This window comes from Mycolicibacillus trivialis (genome assembly GCF_002102395.1).
GTDB lineage: Bacteria > Actinomycetota > Actinomycetes > Mycobacteriales > Mycobacteriaceae > Mycobacterium > Mycobacterium triviale.
This window is the reverse complement of the sequence record NZ_LQPZ01000006.1, coordinates 92,520-111,267: the sequence shown is the minus strand read 5'-3', so window position 1 is coordinate 111,267 and position 18,748 is coordinate 92,520. Positions and strand designations below refer to the sequence as shown.

Annotated in this window: 17 protein-coding genes; 10 read left to right on the top strand and 7 right to left on the bottom strand. The window is 70.8% G+C overall.

Annotation, left to right across the window (positions count from 1 at the left end; translation table 11 throughout):
- Window positions 1–49 precede the first annotated feature (49 nt).
- Together AWC30_RS01045 and AWC30_RS01040 are read left to right on the top strand one after the other, a co-directional pair.
- Window positions 50–520: a DIP1984 family protein gene (locus AWC30_RS01045; RefSeq protein WP_085107591.1), complete on the top strand. Its 471-nt coding sequence runs from the start codon at window positions 50–52 to the stop codon at window positions 518–520.
- Between the two features lie 272 nt (window positions 521–792).
- Window positions 793–1,824: an ATP-dependent 6-phosphofructokinase gene (locus AWC30_RS01040; RefSeq protein WP_085107716.1), complete on the top strand. Its 1,032-nt coding sequence runs from the start codon at window positions 793–795 to the stop codon at window positions 1,822–1,824.
- Window positions 1,825–1,829: 5 nt separating this feature from the next.
- Here the strand turns inward: AWC30_RS01040 and AWC30_RS01035 are convergent, their stop codons facing one another.
- A complete protein-coding gene (locus AWC30_RS01035; RefSeq protein WP_085107588.1) occupies window positions 1,830–2,216 on the bottom strand; it encodes a DUF2237 family protein in 387 nt (128 codons plus the stop codon).
- A 98-nt stretch (window positions 2,217–2,314) separates the two neighbouring features.
- On the opposite strand from AWC30_RS01035, the gene tenA reads away from it, so the two are divergent.
- Window positions 2,315–2,983, top strand: coding sequence for a thiaminase II (gene tenA, locus AWC30_RS01030; protein WP_085107585.1), 669 nt, complete (start codon window positions 2,315–2,317; stop codon window positions 2,981–2,983).
- A gap of 7 nt (window positions 2,984–2,990) precedes the next feature.
- Here the strand turns inward: tenA and AWC30_RS01025 are convergent, their stop codons facing one another.
- Window positions 2,991–3,629, bottom strand: a complete 639-nt coding sequence (locus AWC30_RS01025) for a hypothetical protein (protein WP_085107583.1) — start codon at window positions 3,627–3,629, stop codon at window positions 2,991–2,993.
- Between the two features lie 78 nt (window positions 3,630–3,707).
- Here AWC30_RS01025 and gatB point away from each other — a divergent pair, with 78 nt between their 5' ends.
- Complete coding sequence (gene gatB, locus AWC30_RS01020; protein WP_085107580.1) at window positions 3,708–5,210, top strand: Asp-tRNA(Asn)/Glu-tRNA(Gln) amidotransferase subunit GatB; 1,503 nt, start codon at window positions 3,708–3,710, stop codon at window positions 5,208–5,210.
- Between the two features lie 5 nt (window positions 5,211–5,215).
- Here gatB and AWC30_RS01015 read toward each other — a convergent pair whose 3' ends face one another.
- Together AWC30_RS01015 and AWC30_RS01010 are read right to left on the bottom strand one after the other, a co-directional pair.
- Window positions 5,216–6,601, bottom strand: a complete 1,386-nt coding sequence (locus AWC30_RS01015; protein ID WP_085107577.1) for an HNH endonuclease signature motif containing protein — start codon at window positions 6,599–6,601, stop codon at window positions 5,216–5,218.
- Window positions 6,602–6,908: 307 nt separating this feature from the next.
- Window positions 6,909–8,027: a PQQ-dependent sugar dehydrogenase gene (locus AWC30_RS01010; protein WP_085107574.1), complete on the bottom strand. Its 1,119-nt coding sequence runs from the start codon at window positions 8,025–8,027 to the stop codon at window positions 6,909–6,911.
- A gap of 136 nt (window positions 8,028–8,163) precedes the next feature.
- Between AWC30_RS01010 and AWC30_RS01005 the strand changes: the two genes are divergently transcribed.
- Entirely contained in the window at window positions 8,164–9,009 is an 846-nt protein-coding gene (locus tag AWC30_RS01005; RefSeq protein ID WP_085107571.1) for a DoxX family protein, read from the top strand.
- Between the two features lies 1 nt (window position 9,010).
- Here the strand turns inward: AWC30_RS01005 and AWC30_RS01000 are convergent, their stop codons facing one another.
- A complete protein-coding gene (locus AWC30_RS01000) occupies window positions 9,011–9,349 on the bottom strand; it encodes a PH domain-containing protein (protein WP_085107712.1) in 339 nt (112 codons plus the stop codon).
- Between the two features lie 314 nt (window positions 9,350–9,663).
- Between AWC30_RS01000 and AWC30_RS00995 the strand changes: the two genes are divergently transcribed.
- Genes AWC30_RS00995 through ilvC form a run of 3 tightly spaced genes read left to right on the top strand, consistent with a single transcriptional unit; the run spans window position 9,664 to window position 13,089 of the window.
- Complete coding sequence (locus AWC30_RS00995; RefSeq protein ID WP_085107568.1) at window positions 9,664–11,514, top strand: acetolactate synthase large subunit; 1,851 nt, start codon at window positions 9,664–9,666, stop codon at window positions 11,512–11,514.
- Window positions 11,514–12,038, top strand: a complete 525-nt coding sequence (gene ilvN, locus AWC30_RS00990) for an acetolactate synthase small subunit (RefSeq protein WP_085107566.1) — start codon at window positions 11,514–11,516, stop codon at window positions 12,036–12,038. Before AWC30_RS00995 ends, ilvN begins: the two co-directional genes overlap by 1 nt.
- A gap of 49 nt (window positions 12,039–12,087) precedes the next feature.
- On the top strand, window positions 12,088–13,089 hold the full coding sequence (ilvC, locus tag AWC30_RS00985) for a ketol-acid reductoisomerase (protein WP_207568375.1): 1,002 nt from the start codon (window positions 12,088–12,090) through the stop codon (window positions 13,087–13,089).
- Between the two features lie 153 nt (window positions 13,090–13,242).
- On the opposite strand, the gene AWC30_RS00980 is transcribed toward ilvC, so the two are convergent.
- On the bottom strand, window positions 13,243–14,673 hold the full coding sequence (locus AWC30_RS00980) for a phytoene desaturase family protein (RefSeq protein ID WP_085107561.1): 1,431 nt from the start codon (window positions 14,671–14,673) through the stop codon (window positions 13,243–13,245).
- 85 nt (window positions 14,674–14,758) lie between these two features.
- On the opposite strand from AWC30_RS00980, the gene serA reads away from it, so the two are divergent.
- The gene (gene serA, locus AWC30_RS00975) at window positions 14,759–16,345 is read left to right on the top strand and encodes a phosphoglycerate dehydrogenase (protein WP_085107559.1); all 1,587 of its coding nucleotides are present in this window, start codon (window positions 14,759–14,761) and stop codon (window positions 16,343–16,345) included.
- Between the two features lie 8 nt (window positions 16,346–16,353).
- Window positions 16,354–17,364: a 3-isopropylmalate dehydrogenase gene (locus tag AWC30_RS00970; RefSeq protein ID WP_085107709.1), complete on the top strand. Its 1,011-nt coding sequence runs from the start codon at window positions 16,354–16,356 to the stop codon at window positions 17,362–17,364.
- Window positions 17,365–17,446: 82 nt separating this feature from the next.
- Here the strand turns inward: AWC30_RS00970 and AWC30_RS00965 are convergent, their stop codons facing one another.
- A complete protein-coding gene (locus AWC30_RS00965; protein ID WP_085107556.1) occupies window positions 17,447–18,631 on the bottom strand; it encodes an MFS transporter in 1,185 nt (394 codons plus the stop codon).
- Window positions 18,632–18,748 lie beyond the last annotated feature (117 nt).

Here is an 18,748-nt window from a genome sequence, read left to right as displayed (position 1 = left end):
CCGCGGTGCGAGGATGGCAGGCGACCACAGCGGACGAGGGGAGCCGATCGTGAAGCTGGCCGAAGCGCTCTCGGCGCGGGCGAACGCGGTGCGCCGCGTCGAACAGCTGCGCACCCGCATCATCAACAACGCCCGTTACCAGGAGGGCGAGGAGCCCGCCGAGGACGCGGCGAGCCTGCTCGCCGAGGCCGACACGGCGATCGAGAGCTACCAGACCGTGCTGCGCCGGATCAACCGCACCAACGCGGCCACCGCGCTGGGCGCGGACGGGACGCTGACCGACGCGCTGGCCCGCCGCGACGCGCTGCGGTTGCGCTACCAGCTGCTCACCAACGCCGCCGACGCCGCTGCCGGCAACAACCAGGGCGGGTACACGCGTCAGTTGCGCTCGGAGCTGAAGATGCTCTCCGCGCTGCCGGTCGCCGAGCTGCGGTCGCGTGCCGACGAGGTCGCCAAGGCGCTGCGCGAGCTCGACGTCCGGATCCAGCGAGCCAACTGGGAGGTGGATCTGCTCGAGTGATCCCCGAGGTGTGGCAGGTAGTTGCCGCGGGAGCGTGCGCGAGCCCCGACCGGCGGGCCAAGTCCGGTCTCTACGGCGCACGAAGGGCAGTGCAGAGGGTTCGACTCCCTCGTTCACACCGCAGCCCCGCAGCGTGCACCGGTGACAGCGCAACGCGCACGACACATCACCACGCGCAGACTCACGGCGACGAGGGCGGGCACGGGGCACACACCTCCGCCGGGACCGGCATCGTCGCGCACCCGCGGCGCCGACCCGGCAAGATGGGTGACATGCGAATCGGAATCCTCACCGGCGGTGGTGACTGCCCGGGCCTCAATGCCGTCATCCGAGCGATCGTGCGGACCTGCGACGCGCGCTACAACTCCAGCGTGGTCGGGTTCGAGGACGGCTGGCGCGGCCTGCTGGAGAACCGGCGCATCCAGCTCTACAACGACGACCGCAACGACCGGCTGCTCACCAAGGGCGGCACCGTGCTGGGCACCGCGCGGGTGCACCCGGACAAGCTGCGGGCCGGACTGAGCCAGATCAAACAGACCCTCGACGACAACGGGATCGACGTGTTGATCCCGATCGGTGGAGAGGGAACGCTGACCGCCGCGCACTGGCTGTCCGAAGAGAACGTCCCGGTGGTCGGGGTGCCCAAGACCATCGACAACGACATCGACTGCACCGACGTCACATTCGGCCACGACACCGCGCTGACCGTCGCCACCGACGCCATCGACCGGCTGCATTCCACCGCCGAATCCCACCAGCGGGTGATGCTGGTGGAGGTGATGGGACGCCACGCGGGGTGGATCGCGCTGAACTCCGGGCTGGCCGCCGGCGCCCACGCCATCCTCATCCCCGAGCAGCCGTTCGACATCGACGACGTGTGCCGGCTGGTCAAAAAGCGGTTCCAGCACGGTTCCTCGCACTTCATCTGCGTGGTCGCCGAGGGCGCCAAGCCCGCCGCCGGCTCGATGGAGCTACGTGCCGGAGGCACCGACGAGTTCGGTCACGAGCGGTTCACCGGCGTGGCCGCCCAGCTGGCGATCGAACTCGAGCAGCGGGTCAAAAAGGAGGTGCGGGTCACCGTGCTGGGCCACGTGCAGCGCGGAGGCACCCCCACCCCGTTCGACCGGGTGCTGGCCACCCGGTTCGGGGTCAACGCGGCCGACGCCGCCCACGCCGGCGAGTACGGGATGATGGTGTCGCTGCGCGGCCCGGACATCGGCCGGGTCCCGCTGGCCGACGCGGTGCGCCAGCTCAAGCTGGTGCCGCAGAGCCGCTACGACGACGCCGCCGCGTTCTTCGGCTAGCCGTTCTACAGGTCGCCGAGGTCGTCGGGCACGTCGACGGCGTAGCCGCGCAACACCTCCAGCGGCACCGCGTCCAGTGTGCGTTCGTGGGTGGCCGCCAGCACCACCGGCGCGGCCCGGCCGTCGCGGTGGGCGCGCAGCCAGTTGCGGGCCGTCACGCACCAGCGATCGCCCGGCACCAGACCCGGAAACCGGTACTGCGGTACCGGTGTGGACAGGTCGTTGCCGATCGAGCGCTGATGGTCGAGGAACTCCGCGCTGACCACCGCGCAGATGGTGTGCAGCCCGACGTCCTCCGGGCCGCTCGAACAGCAGCCGTCGCGGTAGAAACCGGTGACCGGATCGGTGCCGCACGGCTGCAGCTCGCCGCCGAGCACATTGCGTTCGCTCATCGATCCTCCCGGAGGTCTCGGTGCCCGATTCTAGCGAGCCACGAATGGCGTTCGCAGGCAGACGGACTCGCTGTGGCGAGTCGGATACGGTGGGCTCCATGGCTTCCCGCACCCGTGACCTGCTGTGGACCGACGCCGAGGAGATCTACCGCGGTATCTGCGTACACCCGTTCATCACTGGACTGACCGACGGATCGCTGGACCGCGACCGGTTCCGGCACTACATCGTGCAGGACTCGCACTACCTGCGCGGCTACGCCAAGGCGCTGGCGGTGTGCGCGGCCAAAGCGCCCGACGAGGCCGACCTGATGATGTTCGCCCGACACGCCGGTGAGGCGGTGGCCGCCGAGCGGGAGATGCACGACGAACTGCTCGACGCCCTCGGGATGGACGCGCAGCGAGCCGCCGCGTCGCCTATCGCGCCGACCACCCAGGCCTACGTCAGCTACCTGCTGGCCACCGCCTACGCCGGCTCCTACGCCGAGGCGGTCGCCGCCGTGCTGCCGTGCTACTGGATCTACGCGCGCGTCGGCGAGCACCTGCAGGCCACCGGCTCCACCGACCCGCTGTACCGCCGCTGGATCGACACCTATGCCGACGCCGGGTTCCAGGACGTCGTCGAGGCGGCGCTGTCGGTCACCGACCGGATCGGGGCGCGCGCCTCGGCCGACGAGCTGGCCGCGATGCGCGGACATTTCCACACCACCGCCCGCTACGAGTGGATGTTCTGGGACAGCGCCCACCGGATGGAGCAGTGGCCGGTGTGAGCCCGGCTCAGTCCGGGTCACCGGCGAACCAGGCCGTCGCCACGGTGCGGGTCTGCGGCGGTCCCGGGTCGGCGTCGCGTCCTACCGGGCCGACCTGCACCGTCCACTCCGACTCGCTGCGGTCGACCGCGGGCGGGGCATCGGGTTCCATCCGGCGCAACACCGTGTCCTCACCCGAGCAGCCGTAGGCGGCCTCGTAGCCGTCGGTGCGCACCCCCCACGCGCCGCCGTGGCGCAGGAAGCACAGCGTGCCGTCGTCGAGACGCAACGCGAGCGGTTCGGGTGTGTCGATCGGGTGGACCTCCGGCAGGTCGCCGGTGTAGGTGACCCGGCGCAGTTGCCGTTCGGTCGGGTCGTAGAGGCACAGCATCGACTCCGGCGGCGACGGCCAGCACTGGTAGGCGCCGGCCGCGTAGGGGAAGCAGAGATAGATGTCGTCGGCCACCGCCGACGGCGACGGGGTGGTGCAGTCGTCGACGACGCCGCCCTCGGTGGTCACCCGGTAGCCGTCGGCCGGATGCCCGTCGCCGTCCACCGGTACGACGTGGATGACCTCGGTGCCGGTGCCGGTGCCGGTGGCGGCGGTCTGGCACCCGGTGATCAGGCCGATCAGGGCGCCGAGCGCCGCGGCAGTCCTTGTTCCCACGCCTAACACGGGGCGAGCCTACCGATGCCGGGCCGGGTGGCGCCGGAGGGATCGTGGAGCCGAATAGACTCAGGAGCCATGACCGCCGCCACCACCGAACTGCTCGACTACGACGACGTCATCGCGCGTTTCGATCCCGTGCTGGGCCTGGAGGTCCACGTCGAACTGTCCACGGCGACCAAGATGTTCTGCGGGTGCGCCACCACGTTCGGCGCCGAACCCAACACCCAGGTCTGCCCGGTGTGCCTGGGGCTGCCGGGTTCGCTGCCGGTGGTCAACGAGGCCGCGGTGGAATCGGCGATCCGGATCGGGCTGGCGCTCAACTGCGAGATCGTGCCGTGGTGCCGGTTCGCCCGGAAGAACTACTTCTACCCGGACATGCCGAAGAACTACCAGATCTCCCAGTACGACGAACCGATCGCGATCGACGGCTACCTGGACGTGCCGCTGGAGGACGGCTCGACCTGGCGGGTGGAGATCGAACGCGCCCACATGGAGGAGGACACCGGCAAGTTGACCCACCTGGGCAGCGAGACCGGCCGCATCGAGGGCGCCACCGCGTCGCTGATCGACTACAACCGCTCCGGGGTGCCGCTGATCGAGATCGTCACCCGCCCGATCGTCGGGGCGGGGGAGCGGGCCCCGCAGATCGCGCGCGCCTACGTCACCGCGCTGCGTGACCTGCTTCGCGCGCTCGGCGTCTCCGACGTGCGGATGGATCAGGGCTCGATGCGCTGCGACGCCAACGTCTCGCTCAAACCCACGGGCGCCGAGGAGTTCGGCACCCGCACCGAAACCAAGAACGTCAACTCACTCAAGAGCGTGGAGGTGGCCGTCGCCTACGAGATGCGCAGGCAGGGGGCGGTGCTGACCGCGGGCGGGACCGTGACCCAGGAGACCCGGCACTTCCACGAGGCGGGTTACACCAGCCCGGGCCGCGCCAAGGAGACCGCCGAGGATTACCGCTATTTCCCCGAACCCGACCTGGAGCCGGTGGCGCCGGACGCGGAACTGGTCGAGGGGTTGCGGGCCGCCATCCCGGAGCTGCCGTGGCTGGCGCGTAAGCGCGTCCAGGAGCAGTGGGGCGTCTCCGACGAGGTGATGCGCGACCTGGTCAACAACGGGGCTGTCGAGTTGGTCGCCGCGACCGTCGAGCACGGCGCCCCCAGCGAGGCCGCCCGCGCCTGGTGGGGAAACTTTCTGGTGCAGAAGGCCAACGAAGCCGGCGTCGAGTTGGACGCGCTGGCCATCACCCCCAAGCAGGTGGCTGCGGTGGTGGCGCTGGTCGACGGCGGCAAGCTCTCCAACAAGCTGGCGCGGCAGGTGGTCGAGGGGGTGCTCGCCGGTGAGGGCGAACCCGAGCAGGTGATGGCCGACCGCGGACTCGAGGTGGTGCGCGACGACTCGGTGATCCAGGCCGCCGTCGACGAGGCGCTGGCCGCCCAGCCCGACGTGGTGGAGAAGATCCGCGGCGGCAAGGTGCAGGCCGCGGGTGCCATCGTCGGTGCGGTGATGAAGGCGACCAAGGGACAGGCCGACGCCGCGCGGGTCCGCGAGTTGGTGCTGGCGGCCTGTAGCTGAGCCGGTCACCCGGTGTCGTCGGCCTCGGTGTCGGTGTCGGTGTCGGCGCCCAGCAGTTTCTCCGGGTGATGGAAAGTGTTTGTGCGCGGCCGGTCGCGCTGCATATGCAATGGAGGGATCCACTCGGTCTCGCCGCGACTGTTCACCCGGGTGCGCCAGCCGCCGGGCGTCAGCAGCGTGTGATGCGGCCCGCAAGCGAAGGTCAGGTTCTCCATCGCGGTTTCGGGGTTGCGCGAGTATTCCTCCACATGGTGGACCTCGCAGTAGTACCCCGATACGTCGCAGCCGGGGTGTGAGCAGCCACGATCCTTGGCGTACAAGACGATTCGCTGCCCCGCGGAAGCCAGCCGCTTGGTGTGGTAGAGCGCCACCGCCTTGCCCTTGTCGAAGATCGCCAGGTAGTGGTGGGCGTGCCGGGCCATCCGGATCACATCGCGCATCGGCAGCAGGCTGCCGCCGCCGGTCAGCGCGTGACCGGTCGTCGATTCCAGCTCGGCCAACGTGGTGGTGATGACGACGGTGGCGGGCAGCCCGTTGTGGGCGCCGAGCTTGCCGGAGGCCAGCAGAGCCCGCAGCCCGGCCAGCAGCCCGTCGTGGTTGCGCTGGGCGGCGCTGCGGGTGTCGGCCTCGACGGCCTCCGCGCTGGGCGTGCCGTCGACGGTGGGCGTCTCCTGCCCGGGGTCGCACATGCCGGGCGCGGCCAGCTTCGCCCAGGCGGCCTCCAGGGTGGCGCGCAGCTCCGGGCTGAGGTAGCCGCGCAGTTCGCTCATCCCGTCGGCCTGTTGCCTGCCCAGCACCAGGCCGCGCCGCCGGGACCGGTCCTCGTCGGTGAAATTCCCGTCGGGGTTGAGGCAGTCGGACAGCCGCTGGGCGAGCTTGGCGAGCTGGTCGGGCCGGAAGTCGCGGGCGTGGCGGGCCAGTTCCTGTTCGGCTTTGGTCCGGGCGGCCGCGTCGACGAAGCCGGGCAGCTGGTGCAGGAAGCCGCGGATGACATTGATGTGAGCGGGGCCGATGTCCCCGGCGCGCTGTCCGGCGGCCGTGTGCTCCAGCAGCGGCGGCAGCGGGTCACCGGTCAGCGAGCGCCGCGGTCCGAGGTCGGCGGCCTCGTGGATGCGGCGGGTCGCGTCGGTGCGGGAGAGGGAGCACTGATCGGCCAGCGCGTGGGCCACGCTGCCGCCGAGTTCGCTGGGCTCGCCGCCTCGGACCACCTCGTTGATCAACGGGTGCTCGACGGCCGGGAGACGGCGACGCACCCGCTCGCAGCGCTGCAGCAGCGCGAGGCGTTCGCGGGTGCTCAGCGTGGCGCAGTCCAGCGTCAGCACCCGGTCCAGCGCGGCGTCGAGGCCGTCGAAGGCTTCGACGATCTCCTCGCGCGAACTGATCGAACGCATGTTCCAAAGATAACGCGAGGGTCCGACAAGAAGGCCGACCGATACGGCCGTGAGCTGGGGTTATCCACAGTTCGGTGGTTATCCACAGACCGAGACGGTAGGGGTAACAGGGGCGCCAGGGATGCCGCGGGCGCCAGGGACGCAAGGAAACGTCAGGGACGCAAGGAAACATCAGGGACGCATGGGACGGGAAGGACGGGAAGTACCGCAGAGACAACTGAGGCCGTCGGGTCAGTAGGGCCGGAAGGGCCAGCAGGCCACCGCAGCGCCTCGGAACAGGGCCCCGACCGCCCGCGGCGTCGACCGCCTAGGACTTTTCCTCGTTCGGCCGCGGGAACCCGCCACCGGTCTTGAACAGCGGGAAGACCACGTCGTCGAGCTTGCCGGCGTCACCGGCGGTGCGGTTGACCGTCGCGCCCCAGATGTTGCCGTCGGGGGAGAGCCGCAGCGCCCAGGCGTGACCGTGCTCGTCCTGGCGCACCACGTCGGGGTCGCTGGTCACCGAACCGCTGTCGGAGACCTGCACCACCACGGTCTGCTTGGTGTTGACGAGGTTGACCAGCACCATCCCGTCCAGCGCGGCGCAACCGGCGATGCCCGGCTTGTCCGGCCAGGTCCACACCACCGAGGACTCCGAATCCTTGGTGATGCGCTGCAGCCGGTCCCCAGTGGGGGTGCGGTCGGTGATGTAGAGCGACTGGTCGGCCGGGTCGAGGCAGAGCCCGCCGCCGGCGCCCATCCCGCTCAGCGCCGTCGTCGGCGGCGCCTGACCGACCGTGGTCGGCTGCTCGATGCGCAGCACCTTGCCGGCCAGCGACGCGGGATCCGCGGCGGCCGCCGGGTCGCCGGCGTCGCCGGTCAACACGATCAGGGTGGTCGGGCTGGTGAACGCCAGCGCCCCACTGTTGCCGGTCGGCCCCTTCGGGATGCCGGTGAGGATGTCCTTGGGCACGTCGCCGTCGGCGATCCGGATCACCCGGTTGTCGGTGGGGGTGGTGATGTAGGCGTACATCAGCCGGTCCTGCTCGTAGGTGGGTGACAGCACGATGTCCATCAGCCCGCCGTCGCCGGTGGGATCGACGTCCAGGGTGGTCTTGACCGTCGGTTCCGCGTCGACCGCGATGTTCTTGATCAGCCCGGTGGTGCGCTCGGCGACCAGCGCGGTCTTGCCAGTCGGGCCCATGATCAGCCCGCTGGTGCTGTCCAGGCAGCCCTGCATCACCCCGGGCGCCGGGCATTCCTTGGGAAACGGTTCGGCCGGCAGCGGCGGTGGCGGCTTAGGCGTCGACGGCGGTGGCGGCTCCAGCCGCGGGACCTCGGTGAACGGCTCGGATTGGGCGTCGTCGAAGTGGGCGCAGCCGGCCAGGGTCAGCAGCGCCGCGCACCCGAGGGCGAACATCTGCTGACGTCTCCGGCGTTCACGCATGCCCGCCAGATTACGGACCGCGTGACGACACCCGCCACGCGACATTGGGCCGGTGAAGATAACGGTGTGGATACGCCCTGGAAAAGAGGGATCTCAAATCGCCAATTCGGCCTGTTCTGCCCTTACCCTGTCAGGCGTGCCCCGTCAATCCGAAGATTTGCCCTGGCAGCGACCGGAGGATGCCGTGACCCCTAACCCTCCGCAGGCACCCGGTTCGCCGCGCCTGGTGGACCCCGAGGACGATCTGCCGTCGGCCGGTTACGCCGGTGACTTCGAGACCACCGCGATCCCGTCGTACAGCTCCGCCGACCCGGCCGGCAACCCGTCGAACTCCGGCTACAACCTGCTGCACGAGCCCGAACCGCTGCCGTACGTCCAGCCCGGCGGGGTCCACCCGGGCGGGCGTCACGCCGCCCCCGACGACTGGGACGCCCACCACGAGGAGCGGGTCCGCGCGGCCGGCCGCCGCGGCACCCAGGACTTGGGTCTGCTGATCCTGCGCGTCGCGCTCGGCGGGCTGCTGATCGCCCACGGGCTGCAGAACCTGTTCGGCTGGTGGGGCGGCAGCGGACTCAGCGGGCTGAAGAACTCGCTGTCCGACGCCGGCTACCAGCACGCCGACATCCTCACCTACGTCGCCGCCGGCGGGCAGATCACCGCGGGGCTGCTGCTGGTGCTGGGTCTGTTCACTCCGCTGGCCGCGGCCGGGGTGCTGGCCTACCTGATCAACGGCATGCTCGCGGCGGTCAGCGCCGACTCGGGCCGGTTCGGCTTCTTCCTGCCCGACGGCCACGAATACCAGCTCACCCTGATCGCGCTGGCGGTGGCGATCATCCTCGTCGGGCCCGGTCGCTACGGGCTGGACGCCGGGCGCGGCTGGTCGCGGCGGCCGTTCATCGGCTCGTTCCTGGCGCTGTTGCTCGGCATCGGCGGCGGTATCGCGATGTGGGTGCTGCTCAACGGGGCCAACCCGCTGGCCTGAGTCAGCGATACGGGTTGGGCACCCGTCCGCCGCTGACCTCGGTGAGCCGCGGTAGCGTCCCGAACGTCACCGCGGGCAACCGCACCTCGGCGCCGTCGGTGAGGTGGGCGCGCGCCCACGACCCCTTGGTGAACCGCAGACCGTCGATCTGTGTCCAGGGGATCCGCCGGCTGCCGAACAGTTCGCGTGCGGTGACCCCGTGGGTGTCGGCCACCGTGCGCAACCGGATGATCCACACCGAGACCGCGGCCGGGATAAGCAGCAACGGCAGGCTGAACGACCAGCTCAGCACCGGGATCATCAGCCCGAGGGCGAAGAAGCCGACCGCGAGGTGGGCCATCGGGGAGATCTTGATCACGACGGGTGGGGTGGGGGCGTTCACCCGGGCATCATCGCACCGTCGTCGACCTGGCCGGTCGGCGGTGGCTCGGGCCGCCGGCGCCGGGTTCCGCTATTTGACGGTTGACCTGTGCGGAAGCTAGCGTTGGGGCATGAACAACCGCGGCATGCTCGTAGTACTCGGTCGGCGCGTTGGCGGCTGACTAGCCCACCCCGGTTACTCGAGCACCAACGCGCAACCCTCGTACAGCAGCTGGCTGGCGGGGGTTTTTGTTTGTCTTTGACCCCCGATTGGCACCATCTGAAGAGGACATCGTGAGCGCACCCACCACGCGACCATCCTCCCGGTCCGCGGCGACCCGGGAGCAGCAGAAACCGCAGCCGGCGCCCCCGTCGCCGCGCCGTGTCGAACCCGAGCAGTTGACCGGCGCCGAGTCGGTGGTCCGGTCACTTGAGGAACTCGACGTCGACGTCATCTTCGGCATCCCCGGCGGCGCAGTGCTGCCGGTCTACGACCCGCTGTTCGACTCCAAAAAACTGCGCCACGTCCTGGTCCGCCACGAACAGGGCGCCGGGCACGCCGCCAGCGGCTACGCCCACGCCACCGGCCGGGTCGGGGTGTGCATGGCCACCTCCGGGCCGGGCGCGACCAACCTGGTCACCCCGCTGGCCGACGCGCAGATGGACTCCATCCCGGTGGTCGCGATCACCGGGCAGGTGGGCAGGCAACTGATCGGCACCGACGCCTTCCAGGAGGCGGACATCTCCGGGGTCACCATGCCGATCACCAAGCACAACTACCTGGTGCGCAACGGCGACGACATCCCGCGGGTGCTGGCCGAGGCGTTCCACATCGCCGCGTCCGGACGCCCCGGCGTGGTGCTGGTCGACATCCCCAGGGACATCCTGCAGGGCCAGTGCACCTTCGCCTGGCCGCCGACGATGCAGCTGCCCGGCTACAAGCCGAACACCAAACCGCACAACCGGCAGATCCGGGAGGCCGCCAAGCTGATCACCGCAGCCAGCCGGCCGGTGCTCTACGTCGGCGGCGGAGTGATCCGCGGCGACGCCACCGCCGAACTCGCCGAGCTGGCCGAGCTCACCGGCATCCCGGTGGTCACCACGCTGATGGCGCGCGGCGCGTTCCCCGACAGCCACCGTCAGCACCTGGGTATGCCCGGCATGCACGGCACCGTCGCGGCGGTGGCCGGGCTGCAGCGCAGTGACCTGCTGATCACCCTCGGCGCCCGCTTCGACGACCGGGTCACCGGCCAGCTGGACTCCTTCGCGCCCGACGCCAAGGTGATCCACGCCGACATCGACCCGGCGGAGATCGGCAAGAACCGGCACGCCGACGTGCCGATCGTCGGCGACGTCAAGGCCGTCATCACCGACCTGATCGCCGCCCTGCGCCGGGAGCTCGACGAGCCGCTGGAGATGACCGAGTGGTGGCGCTACCTCGACGGCATCCGGTCGACCTACCCGCTGAGCTACGGTCCGCAGAGCGACGGCAGCCTGAGCCCCGAGTACGTCATCGAGACGCTGGGCCGCATCGCCGGCCCCGACGCGATCTACGCGGCCGGGGTGGGTCAGCACCAGATGTGGGCGGCGCAGTTCATCTCCTACGAGAAGCCGCGCACCTGGCTGAACTCCGGCGGGCTGGGCACCATGGGCTTCGCGATCCCGGCGGCGATGGGCGCCCAGATCGGCGCGCCGGACGCCGAGGTGTGGGCCATCGACGGCGACGGCTGTTTCCAGATGACCAACCAGGAGCTGGCGACCTGCGCGGTCGAGGGGATGCCGATCAAGGTCGCGCTGATCAACAACGGCAACCTGGGCATGGTCCGCCAGTGGCAGACCCTGTTCTACGGCGAGCGGTACTCGCAGACCGACCTGGCCACCCACTCGCACCGGATCCCGGACTTCGTCAAGCTCGCGGAGGCGCTCGGTTGCGTCGGAATGCGTTGTGAGCGTGCCGAAGACGTCGAGGACGTGATCAACGCGGCACGCGAGATCACCGACCGGCCGGTGGTGATCGATTTCATCGTCGGCGCCGACGCGCAGGTCTGGCCGATGGTGGCAGCGGGCACCAGCAACGATGAGATCCAGGCCGCGTTCGGCATCCGGCCGCTCTTCGACGACGAGGACAACGAGGGCCACGCCTGATGACCACCACCGACATCAACTCGATCACCACCCACACCCTGTCGGTGCTCGTCGAGGACACCCCCGGCGTGCTGGCCCGGGTGTCATCGCTGTTCTCCCGCCGCGGCTTCAACATCGAGTCGCTGGCCGTCGGCGCCACCGAGACCAAGGGCATCTCGCGGATGACGATCGTCGTCTCGGTGGAGAACACCCCGCTGGAGCAGATGACCAAACAGCTCAACAAGCTGATCAACGTCATCAAGATCGTCGAGCAGGTCGAGGAGAACTCGGTCTCCCGCGAGCTCGCCCTGATCAAGGTCCGCGCCGACGTCGCCACCCGCGGGCAGGTGGTCGAGGCGGTGAACCTGTTCCGCGCCAAGGTTGTTGACGTCTCCACCGAGTCGCTGACCGTCGAGACCACCGGCACACCGGAGAAGCTCGAGGCGCTGCTGCGGGTGCTCGAACCGTTCGGCATCAAGGAGATCGCCCAGTCCGGTCTGGTCACCCTGGCGCGCGGTCCGCGCGGCATGGGGTCGGGCAAGTAAGAGTTTTCACGCTGAAAAACCGAAGGAGAAGAAACACGTGGCAGTGCAGATGTTCTACGACGACGATGCGGATCTGTCGATCATCCAGGGCCGCAAGGTCGGTGTGATCGGGTACGGCAGCCAGGGGCACGCGCACTCGCTGAGCCTGCGCGATTCCGGTGTGCCGGTGAAGGTCGGCCTGAAGGAGGGCTCCAAGTCCCGGCCCAAGGTCGAGGAACAGGGCCTGGAGGTCGGCACCCCGGCCGAGGTGGCGCAGTGGGCCGACGTGATCATGTTGCTGGCGCCGGACACCGCGCAGGCCGAGATCTTCACAAACGACATCGAGCCGCACCTCAACGACGGCGACGCGCTGTTCTTCGGCCACGGTCTGAACATCCACTTCGACCTGATCCAGCCGGCCGACAACATCACCGTCGGCATGGTGGCCCCCAAAGGGCCGGGGCACCTGGTGCGCCGCCAGTTCGTCGACGGCAAGGGTGTGCCGTGCCTGATCGCCATCGACCAGGACCCGACCGGAAACGGTGAGGCGCTGGCGCTGTCCTACGCCAAGGCGATCGGTGGCGCCCGCGCCGGTGTCATCAAGACCACCTTCAAGGAGGAGACCGAGACCGACCTCTTCGGTGAGCAGGCCGTGTTGTGCGGCGGCACCGAGGAACTGGTCAAGACCGGGTTCGAGGTGATGGTCGAGGCCGGCTACGCCCCGGAGATGGCCTACTTCGAGGTGCTGCACGAGCTCAAGCTGATCGTCGACCTGATGTACGAGGGCGGGATCGCGCGGATGAACTACTCGGTGTCCGACACCGCGGAGTTCGGCGGATACCTGTCCGGGCCGCGGGTGATCGACGCGGGCACCAAGGAGCGGATGCGGGAGATCCTGCGCGACATCCAGAACGGCAGCTTCGTCAAGCGGCTGGTCGCCAACGTCGAGGGCGGCAACAAGGAGCTCGAGACGCTGCGCAAGCAGAACGCCGAGCACCCCATCGAGGTCACCGGCAAGAAGCTGCGCGACCTGATGAGCTGGGTGGACCGGCCGATCACCGAGACCGCCTGACGCGCTGCACGTTCGGCGCTTCGCCGAGGTTGAAGCCACGCAGGAAAAGTGCGAGAGCACACCTGCGTGGCTTCACTTTCGCGGGTATTGCGTGGGCTCGGCGCTGGGTAATCGCGGACTTCGCGCGGGGTATTCGCGAGCCGGGGGCGGCGCTTACGGCGCCAGGTCAGGCAACTCGGTGATGCCGAACTCGCGGCGCAGCACCGTGCGGGCGGCGTAGAGGCCGGCCATGCCGTGCACGCCGCCGCCCGGCGGGGTCGCCGCGGAGCACAGGTACGCCTTCGGGATCGGGGTCGCCCAGGGGTTGACCCGCGGGGTGGGGCCGGCCAACGCCCGCCACACCGAGTTGCCACCCACACCGATGTCCCCGCCGACGTAGTTGGCGTTGTGCTCGGCCATCCGGTCGGCGGGCACGCAGCGGGCGGCCAGCACGATGTCGCGAAAACCCGGTGCGAACCGTTCGAAGAGCGCGGTGACCGTCTCGGTCTGGTCCAGCGGCGAACCGGCCGGCACGTGCGCATAGGTCCACAGCGGCCGACGACCGGCGGCGTCGACGCGGTCCGGGTCGGCCAGGTGCGGCAGTGCGGCCAGCACCATCGGCCACTGCGCGTGCCGGCCTGCGGCGACGTCGGCCTCGGCGCGGGCCATCTGGGTGCGGCTGCCGCCCAGGTGCAGGGTGGGCGCGTCGGCCAGCCGCGGGTCGGTCCACGGGATCTCGCCGGACAGCACGAAATCGACCTTGGTCACCCCGGCGCCGAAGCTGTAGCGGCCCAGCGCGCGCGCGTAGCGAGGCGGCAGCGCGTCCCGGTAGATGTCGAGCAGCGCGGTCGGGGCGGTGTCGTAGAGCACCACCCCCGCGGGCGGTTGGGTGACCTCGGCTCCGGTGGTCAGCTCCCCGCCGTGCGCGCGCAGGTCGGCGATCAGCGCGTCGACGATGGCCTGGCTGCCGCCGACCGGGACCGGCCAGCCGACGGTGTGGGCCAGCGTGCCCAGCATCATGCCCGCCCCGGCCGCGGTCAGCGACGGCATCGGTGAGATCGTGTGGGCCGCCACGCCGGTGAACAGCGCCCTGGCATCCTCCCCGCGCAGCAGCCGCCACGCCGGGGTGCCCTGTTCGAGCATCCGCAGCCCCAGCCGGGCCACGGTCACCGGGCGGGGCGGCAGTGAGCGCTTGTCGCCGAGCAGGAAGGCGACCACCGTGTCGTCGCGGCTGGCCATCGGGCCGAGCAGCCGTCGCCAGGACTTGCCGTGCTCCAACTCGGTGCAGGTGCGCTCCAGGTCGCGGTAGGCGACCGCGGCGGGCCGGTCCGTCAACGGGTTGGCGTAGGAGACCGGCGGGCTGACCAGCTCCACCCCGCGGGCGGGCAGGTCGAAGGCGGCGAAGAACGGCGAGCCCAGCGCCAGCGGGTGCACCGCCGAGCAGATGTCGTGCCGGACACCGGGGAACTCGGGGTCGGCGGCGGTGCGGGCGCCACCGCCGGCGGTGGGCTGGGCCTCGAGGACCTGCACCCGCAACCCGGCCCGCGCACAGGTCACGGCGGCGGCCAGCCCGTTGGGGCCGCTGCCGACCACGGTGACGTCCATACCGTGATGCTAGGGCCTGATGCCGGGGCGCCGGGCTGGCCCGCCCCAGGCCGGTGCGCGTCGACGCGCCCATTAGGCTGGCCGGGTGAGCTTGCCCATTGTTCTGATCGCCGACAAACTCGCCGAATCCACCGTCGCCGCGCTCGGCGACCAGGTCGAGGTGCGCTGGGTGGACGGCCCCGACCGGCCCAAACTGCTCGCCGCGGTCCCCGAGGCCGATGCGCTGCTGGTGCGCTCGGCGACGACCGTGGACGCCGAGGTACTGGCCGCCGCGCCGAAACTCAAGATCGTCGCCCGCGCCGGGGTGGGGCTGGACAACGTCGACGTCGACGCCGCCACCGCCCGCGGGGTCCTGGTGGTCAACGCGCCCACCTCCAACATCCACAGCGCCGCCGAGCACGCGATCGCGCTGATGCTGGCCGCGGCCCGGCAGATCCCGCCGGCCGACGCCACCCTGCGCGAGCGCACCTGGAAGCGCTCCTCGTTCTCCGGCACCGAGATCTACGACCACACCGTCGGGGTGGTCGGACTGGGCCGCATCGGGCAGCTGGTGGCGTCCCGGCTGGCGGCGTTCGGGGCACACATCGTCGCCTACGACCCGTACGTCTCGCCGGCGCTGGCCGCCCAGCTGGGCATCGAACTGCTCGACCTCGACGCGCTGCTGGCCCGCGCCGATTTCATCTCCATGCACCTGCCCAAGACGCCGGAGACCGCCGGGCTGATCGGTCGGGAGTCGCTGGCCAAGACCAAGCCGGGGGTGATCATCGTCAACGCGGCCCGCGGTGGGCTGATCGATGAGGCCGCGCTGGCCGACGCGGTGCGCAGCGGCCACGTCCGCGCCGCCGGCCTGGACGTGTTCGCCACCGAGCCGTGCACCGACTCACCGCTGTTCGACCTGCCGCAGGTGGTGGTGACCCCACACCTGGGCGCGTCGACCGCCGAGGCCCAGGACCGCGCGGGCACCGACGTGGCCGAGAGCGTGAAGCTGGCGCTGGCCGGTGATTTCGTGCCGGACGCGGTCAACGTCGCCGGCGGCGCGGTCGGCGAGGCCGTCGTGCCGTGGCTGGACCTGGTGCGCAAGCTCGGGGTGCTCGCCGGGGTGCTCTCCGCCGGGCTGCCCGCCTCCCTCGGTGTGCAGGTCCGCGGTGAGCTGGGCTCCGAAGAGGTTGAGGTGCTGAAGCTTTCGGCGGTGCGTGGGCTGTTCTCGGCGGTGATCGAGGACCCGGTCACGTTCGTCAACGCGCCGGCGCTGGCCGAGGAGCGCGGCGTGACCGCCGAGCTGACGGTGGCCAGTGAGAGCCCGAAGTTCCGCAGCGTGGTGGAGGTCGACGCGGTCGGCGCCGACGGCACGGTGGTCTCGGTGGCAGGCACCCTGGCCGGCGCGGAGCAGGTCGAGAAGATCGTCAGCATCAACGGCCGCAACTTCGACCTGCGCGCCGAGGGGGTCAACCTGATCATCAACTACGACGACCAGCCCGGCGCACTGGGCAAGATCGGCACCCTGCTCGGCGAGGCCGGGATCAACATCGCCGCCGCCCAACTCTCCGAGGACGTGGCCGGTCCCAACTCCACGATCCTGCTGCGGCTGGACCGCGGTGTGCCCGCCGACGTGCGCTCGGCGATCGGCGCGGCGGTCGGGGCCAGCAAGCTCGAGGTGGTGGACCTGTCGTGACCGCATCGCTGAAACTGGCCGTCATCGGCGGCGACGGGATCGGGCCCGAGGTCACCGCGGAGGCGCTCAAGGTGCTCGACGTGGTGCTGCCCGGCGTGCAGACCACCGACTACGACCTGGGCGCCCGGCGCTACCACGCCACCGGTGAGGTGCTGCCCGACGGTGTCCTCGACGAGTTGCGCGGGCACGACGCGATCCTGCTGGGTGCGATCGGCGATCCGTCGGTGCCGTCCGGGGTGCTCGAGCGGGGCCTGCTGCTGACCGCCCGGTTCGCCTTGGACCATCACGTCAACCTGCGGCCCAGCCGGCTGTACCCGGGGGTGACCAGCCCGCTGGCCGGGAACCCGCGGATCGACTTCCAGGTGGTGCGAGAGGGCACCGAGGGGCCCTACACCGGCAACGGGGGCGCGATCCGGGCCGGCACCGTGCACGAGGTGGCCACCGAGGTCAGCGTCAACACCGCCTACGGGGTCGAGCGGGTGGTGCGCTACGCCTTCGAGCGGGCGCGGCAGCGACGCAAGCACCTGACCCTGGTGCACAAGAACAATGTGCTGGCCTTCGCCGGGTCGCTGTGGTCGCGCATCGTGGCCGAGGTCGGCGCGCAGTACCCCGACGTGGAGACCGCCTACTGCCACGTCGACGCCGCCACCATCTACCTGGTCACCGATCCGGGCCGGTTCGACGTCATCGTCACCGACAACCTGTTCGGCGACATCATCACCGACCTGGCCGGTGCGGTCAGCGGCGGGATCGGGCTGGCCGCGTCGGGCAACATCGACGCCACCGGCGCCAACCCGTCGATGTTCGAGCCGGTGCACGGCAGCGCGCCCGACATCGCCGGGCAGGGGGTGGCCGACCCGACCGCGGCGATCATGTCGGTCGCGCTGATGCTCGGGCACTTGGGCCACGACGACGCGTCCGCCCGGGTGGACAAGGCCGTCGAGCAGCACCTGGCCACCCGCGGCGACACCGCGCGCTCGACCCGCGAGGTCGGCGACCGGATCGCGGGCCTGCTCTAGGTCGCCTCGCGCCCGCGCCATGGCGCGTCGACTCTGCGCCTACCACGCGGGTCACTCGACGTTCTGCGTGGTGAGCGCAGAGTCAACGCGCCCGCGGTGGGTCGGCCGGCACCGCCGGCATCGCGGCCAGCGGGAACAGCGCGCACACCGCGAAGGCGACCGGGTAGCCGAACACGCCGATCAGCCCACCGAACAGCGGCGGGGCGACCGCGGCGGCGAACAGTTGGCTGGTGTTCTGGGCGCCCAGTGCGCGTCCGCTCCAGAACGGTCCGGCGATCTCGGCGATCGCGGTGAAGGCCAACCCGTTGTCGGAGACGGTGATCACCGAGGCGAGCACGATCGCCGCGATCGCCACCGGCGAGTCCAGCAGGTCACAGAGCGCCAGGACGGCCATGGTCAGTGCGGCGGTGGCGGCGATGCTGCGGACCGGGCGCAGCCGCGAGCCCACCCGGTCCGACCAGCGGCCTGCGGCGATGCGGCCCGCAGCGCCGAGCAGCTGGCTGACGGTGACCAGGGCGCCGGCGGCGGGCGCGGACCAGCCCTTCGAACTCATCAGCCAGACCAGCATGAATGTCCACACCAGCACCTGGGGCACCACCAGCAGCACCGACATGACGTGGATGCGCCACAGCAGCGCCGACCCGCGGTAGGGGTTGGCCAGGTGCTCGGCCGGCGCCTCGGCGCGCGGCGGGCGGGGCGGGTCGAGGACGCTGACGGCGCAGGCCAACGCGGAGACCGCGCAGACCGTCGCCGGGAACAGCAGCGCCACGCCGATGCCGTGGTGGGCCAGGTTGGGGATCACCAGCGCGCCCAGGGCCACCCCCAGCGGCTGGGCGGTCTGGCGGATGCCCATCGCCAGGCCGCGCTGGTGGGCGGGGAACCAGCCGACCACCAGCCGGCCGCTGGCGGTGTTGCTGGAGGCGGCGGCCATCCCGCCCAGCAGCAGGAAGACGCCGGTGCCGGTCAGCGAATCGGTCGCCGCGGCGCCGAACGCGGCCGCCGCGGTCAGCGCGGATCCGGCCCACAGCACCCGGCGTTCCCCGGCCCGGTCGACCAGATAGCCCCAGGCGACCAGGGTGAACACCATGCCGAGGCTCGGCAGGGCCGAGACCAGGCCGGCGCGGGCCAGATCCAGGCCGCGGTCGCTGTGCAGGGTGGGGATGAGGAACGCGACGCCGTTGATGAACACGTTGGCGCACATCGTCGCGGTCAGCGCCAGGGTGAGCATGACCCAACGGCGGGCTGGACCGGCGCTCCGCGAGGGCATCCGACCGATGGTGCCATAGCGGCCGCTCGGCGCCGGTTGCGAGTTCGGGCGGCAGTGAGCGGGTGCGACTTTGCCGCGACTTTGCCGCGATGGGGCGCCGGAATGCGGTGTTAAGCC

Excerpts from the sequence above, each read along its gene's own strand:
- gatB (WP_085107580.1), top strand. The coding sequence starts at position 3,708 with ATGACCGCCGCCACCACCGAACTGCTCGACTACGACGACGTCATCGCG.
- AWC30_RS01035 (WP_085107588.1), bottom strand. The coding sequence starts at position 2,216 with ATGAGCGAACGCAATGTGCTCGGCGGCGAGCTGCAGCCGTGCGGCACC.
- AWC30_RS01000 (WP_085107712.1), bottom strand. The coding sequence starts at position 9,349 with ATGGCCCACCTCGCGGTCGGCTTCTTCGCCCTCGGGCTGATGATCCCG.
- AWC30_RS01040 (WP_085107716.1), top strand. The coding sequence starts at position 793 with ATGCGAATCGGAATCCTCACCGGCGGTGGTGACTGCCCGGGCCTCAAT.
- AWC30_RS00965 (WP_085107556.1), bottom strand. The coding sequence starts at position 18,631 with ATGCCCTCGCGGAGCGCCGGTCCAGCCCGCCGTTGGGTCATGCTCACC.
- AWC30_RS01010 (WP_085107574.1), bottom strand. The coding sequence starts at position 8,027 with ATGCGTGAACGCCGGAGACGTCAGCAGATGTTCGCCCTCGGGTGCGCG.
- AWC30_RS00980 (WP_085107561.1), bottom strand. The coding sequence starts at position 14,673 with ATGGACGTCACCGTGGTCGGCAGCGGCCCCAACGGGCTGGCCGCCGCC.
- tenA (WP_085107585.1), top strand. The coding sequence starts at position 2,315 with ATGGCTTCCCGCACCCGTGACCTGCTGTGGACCGACGCCGAGGAGATC.
- AWC30_RS01015 (WP_085107577.1), bottom strand. The coding sequence starts at position 6,601 with ATGCGTTCGATCAGTTCGCGCGAGGAGATCGTCGAAGCCTTCGACGGC.
- ilvN (WP_085107566.1), top strand. The coding sequence starts at position 11,514 with ATGACCACCACCGACATCAACTCGATCACCACCCACACCCTGTCGGTG.
- ilvC (WP_207568375.1), top strand. The coding sequence starts at position 12,088 with ATGTTCTACGACGACGATGCGGATCTGTCGATCATCCAGGGCCGCAAG.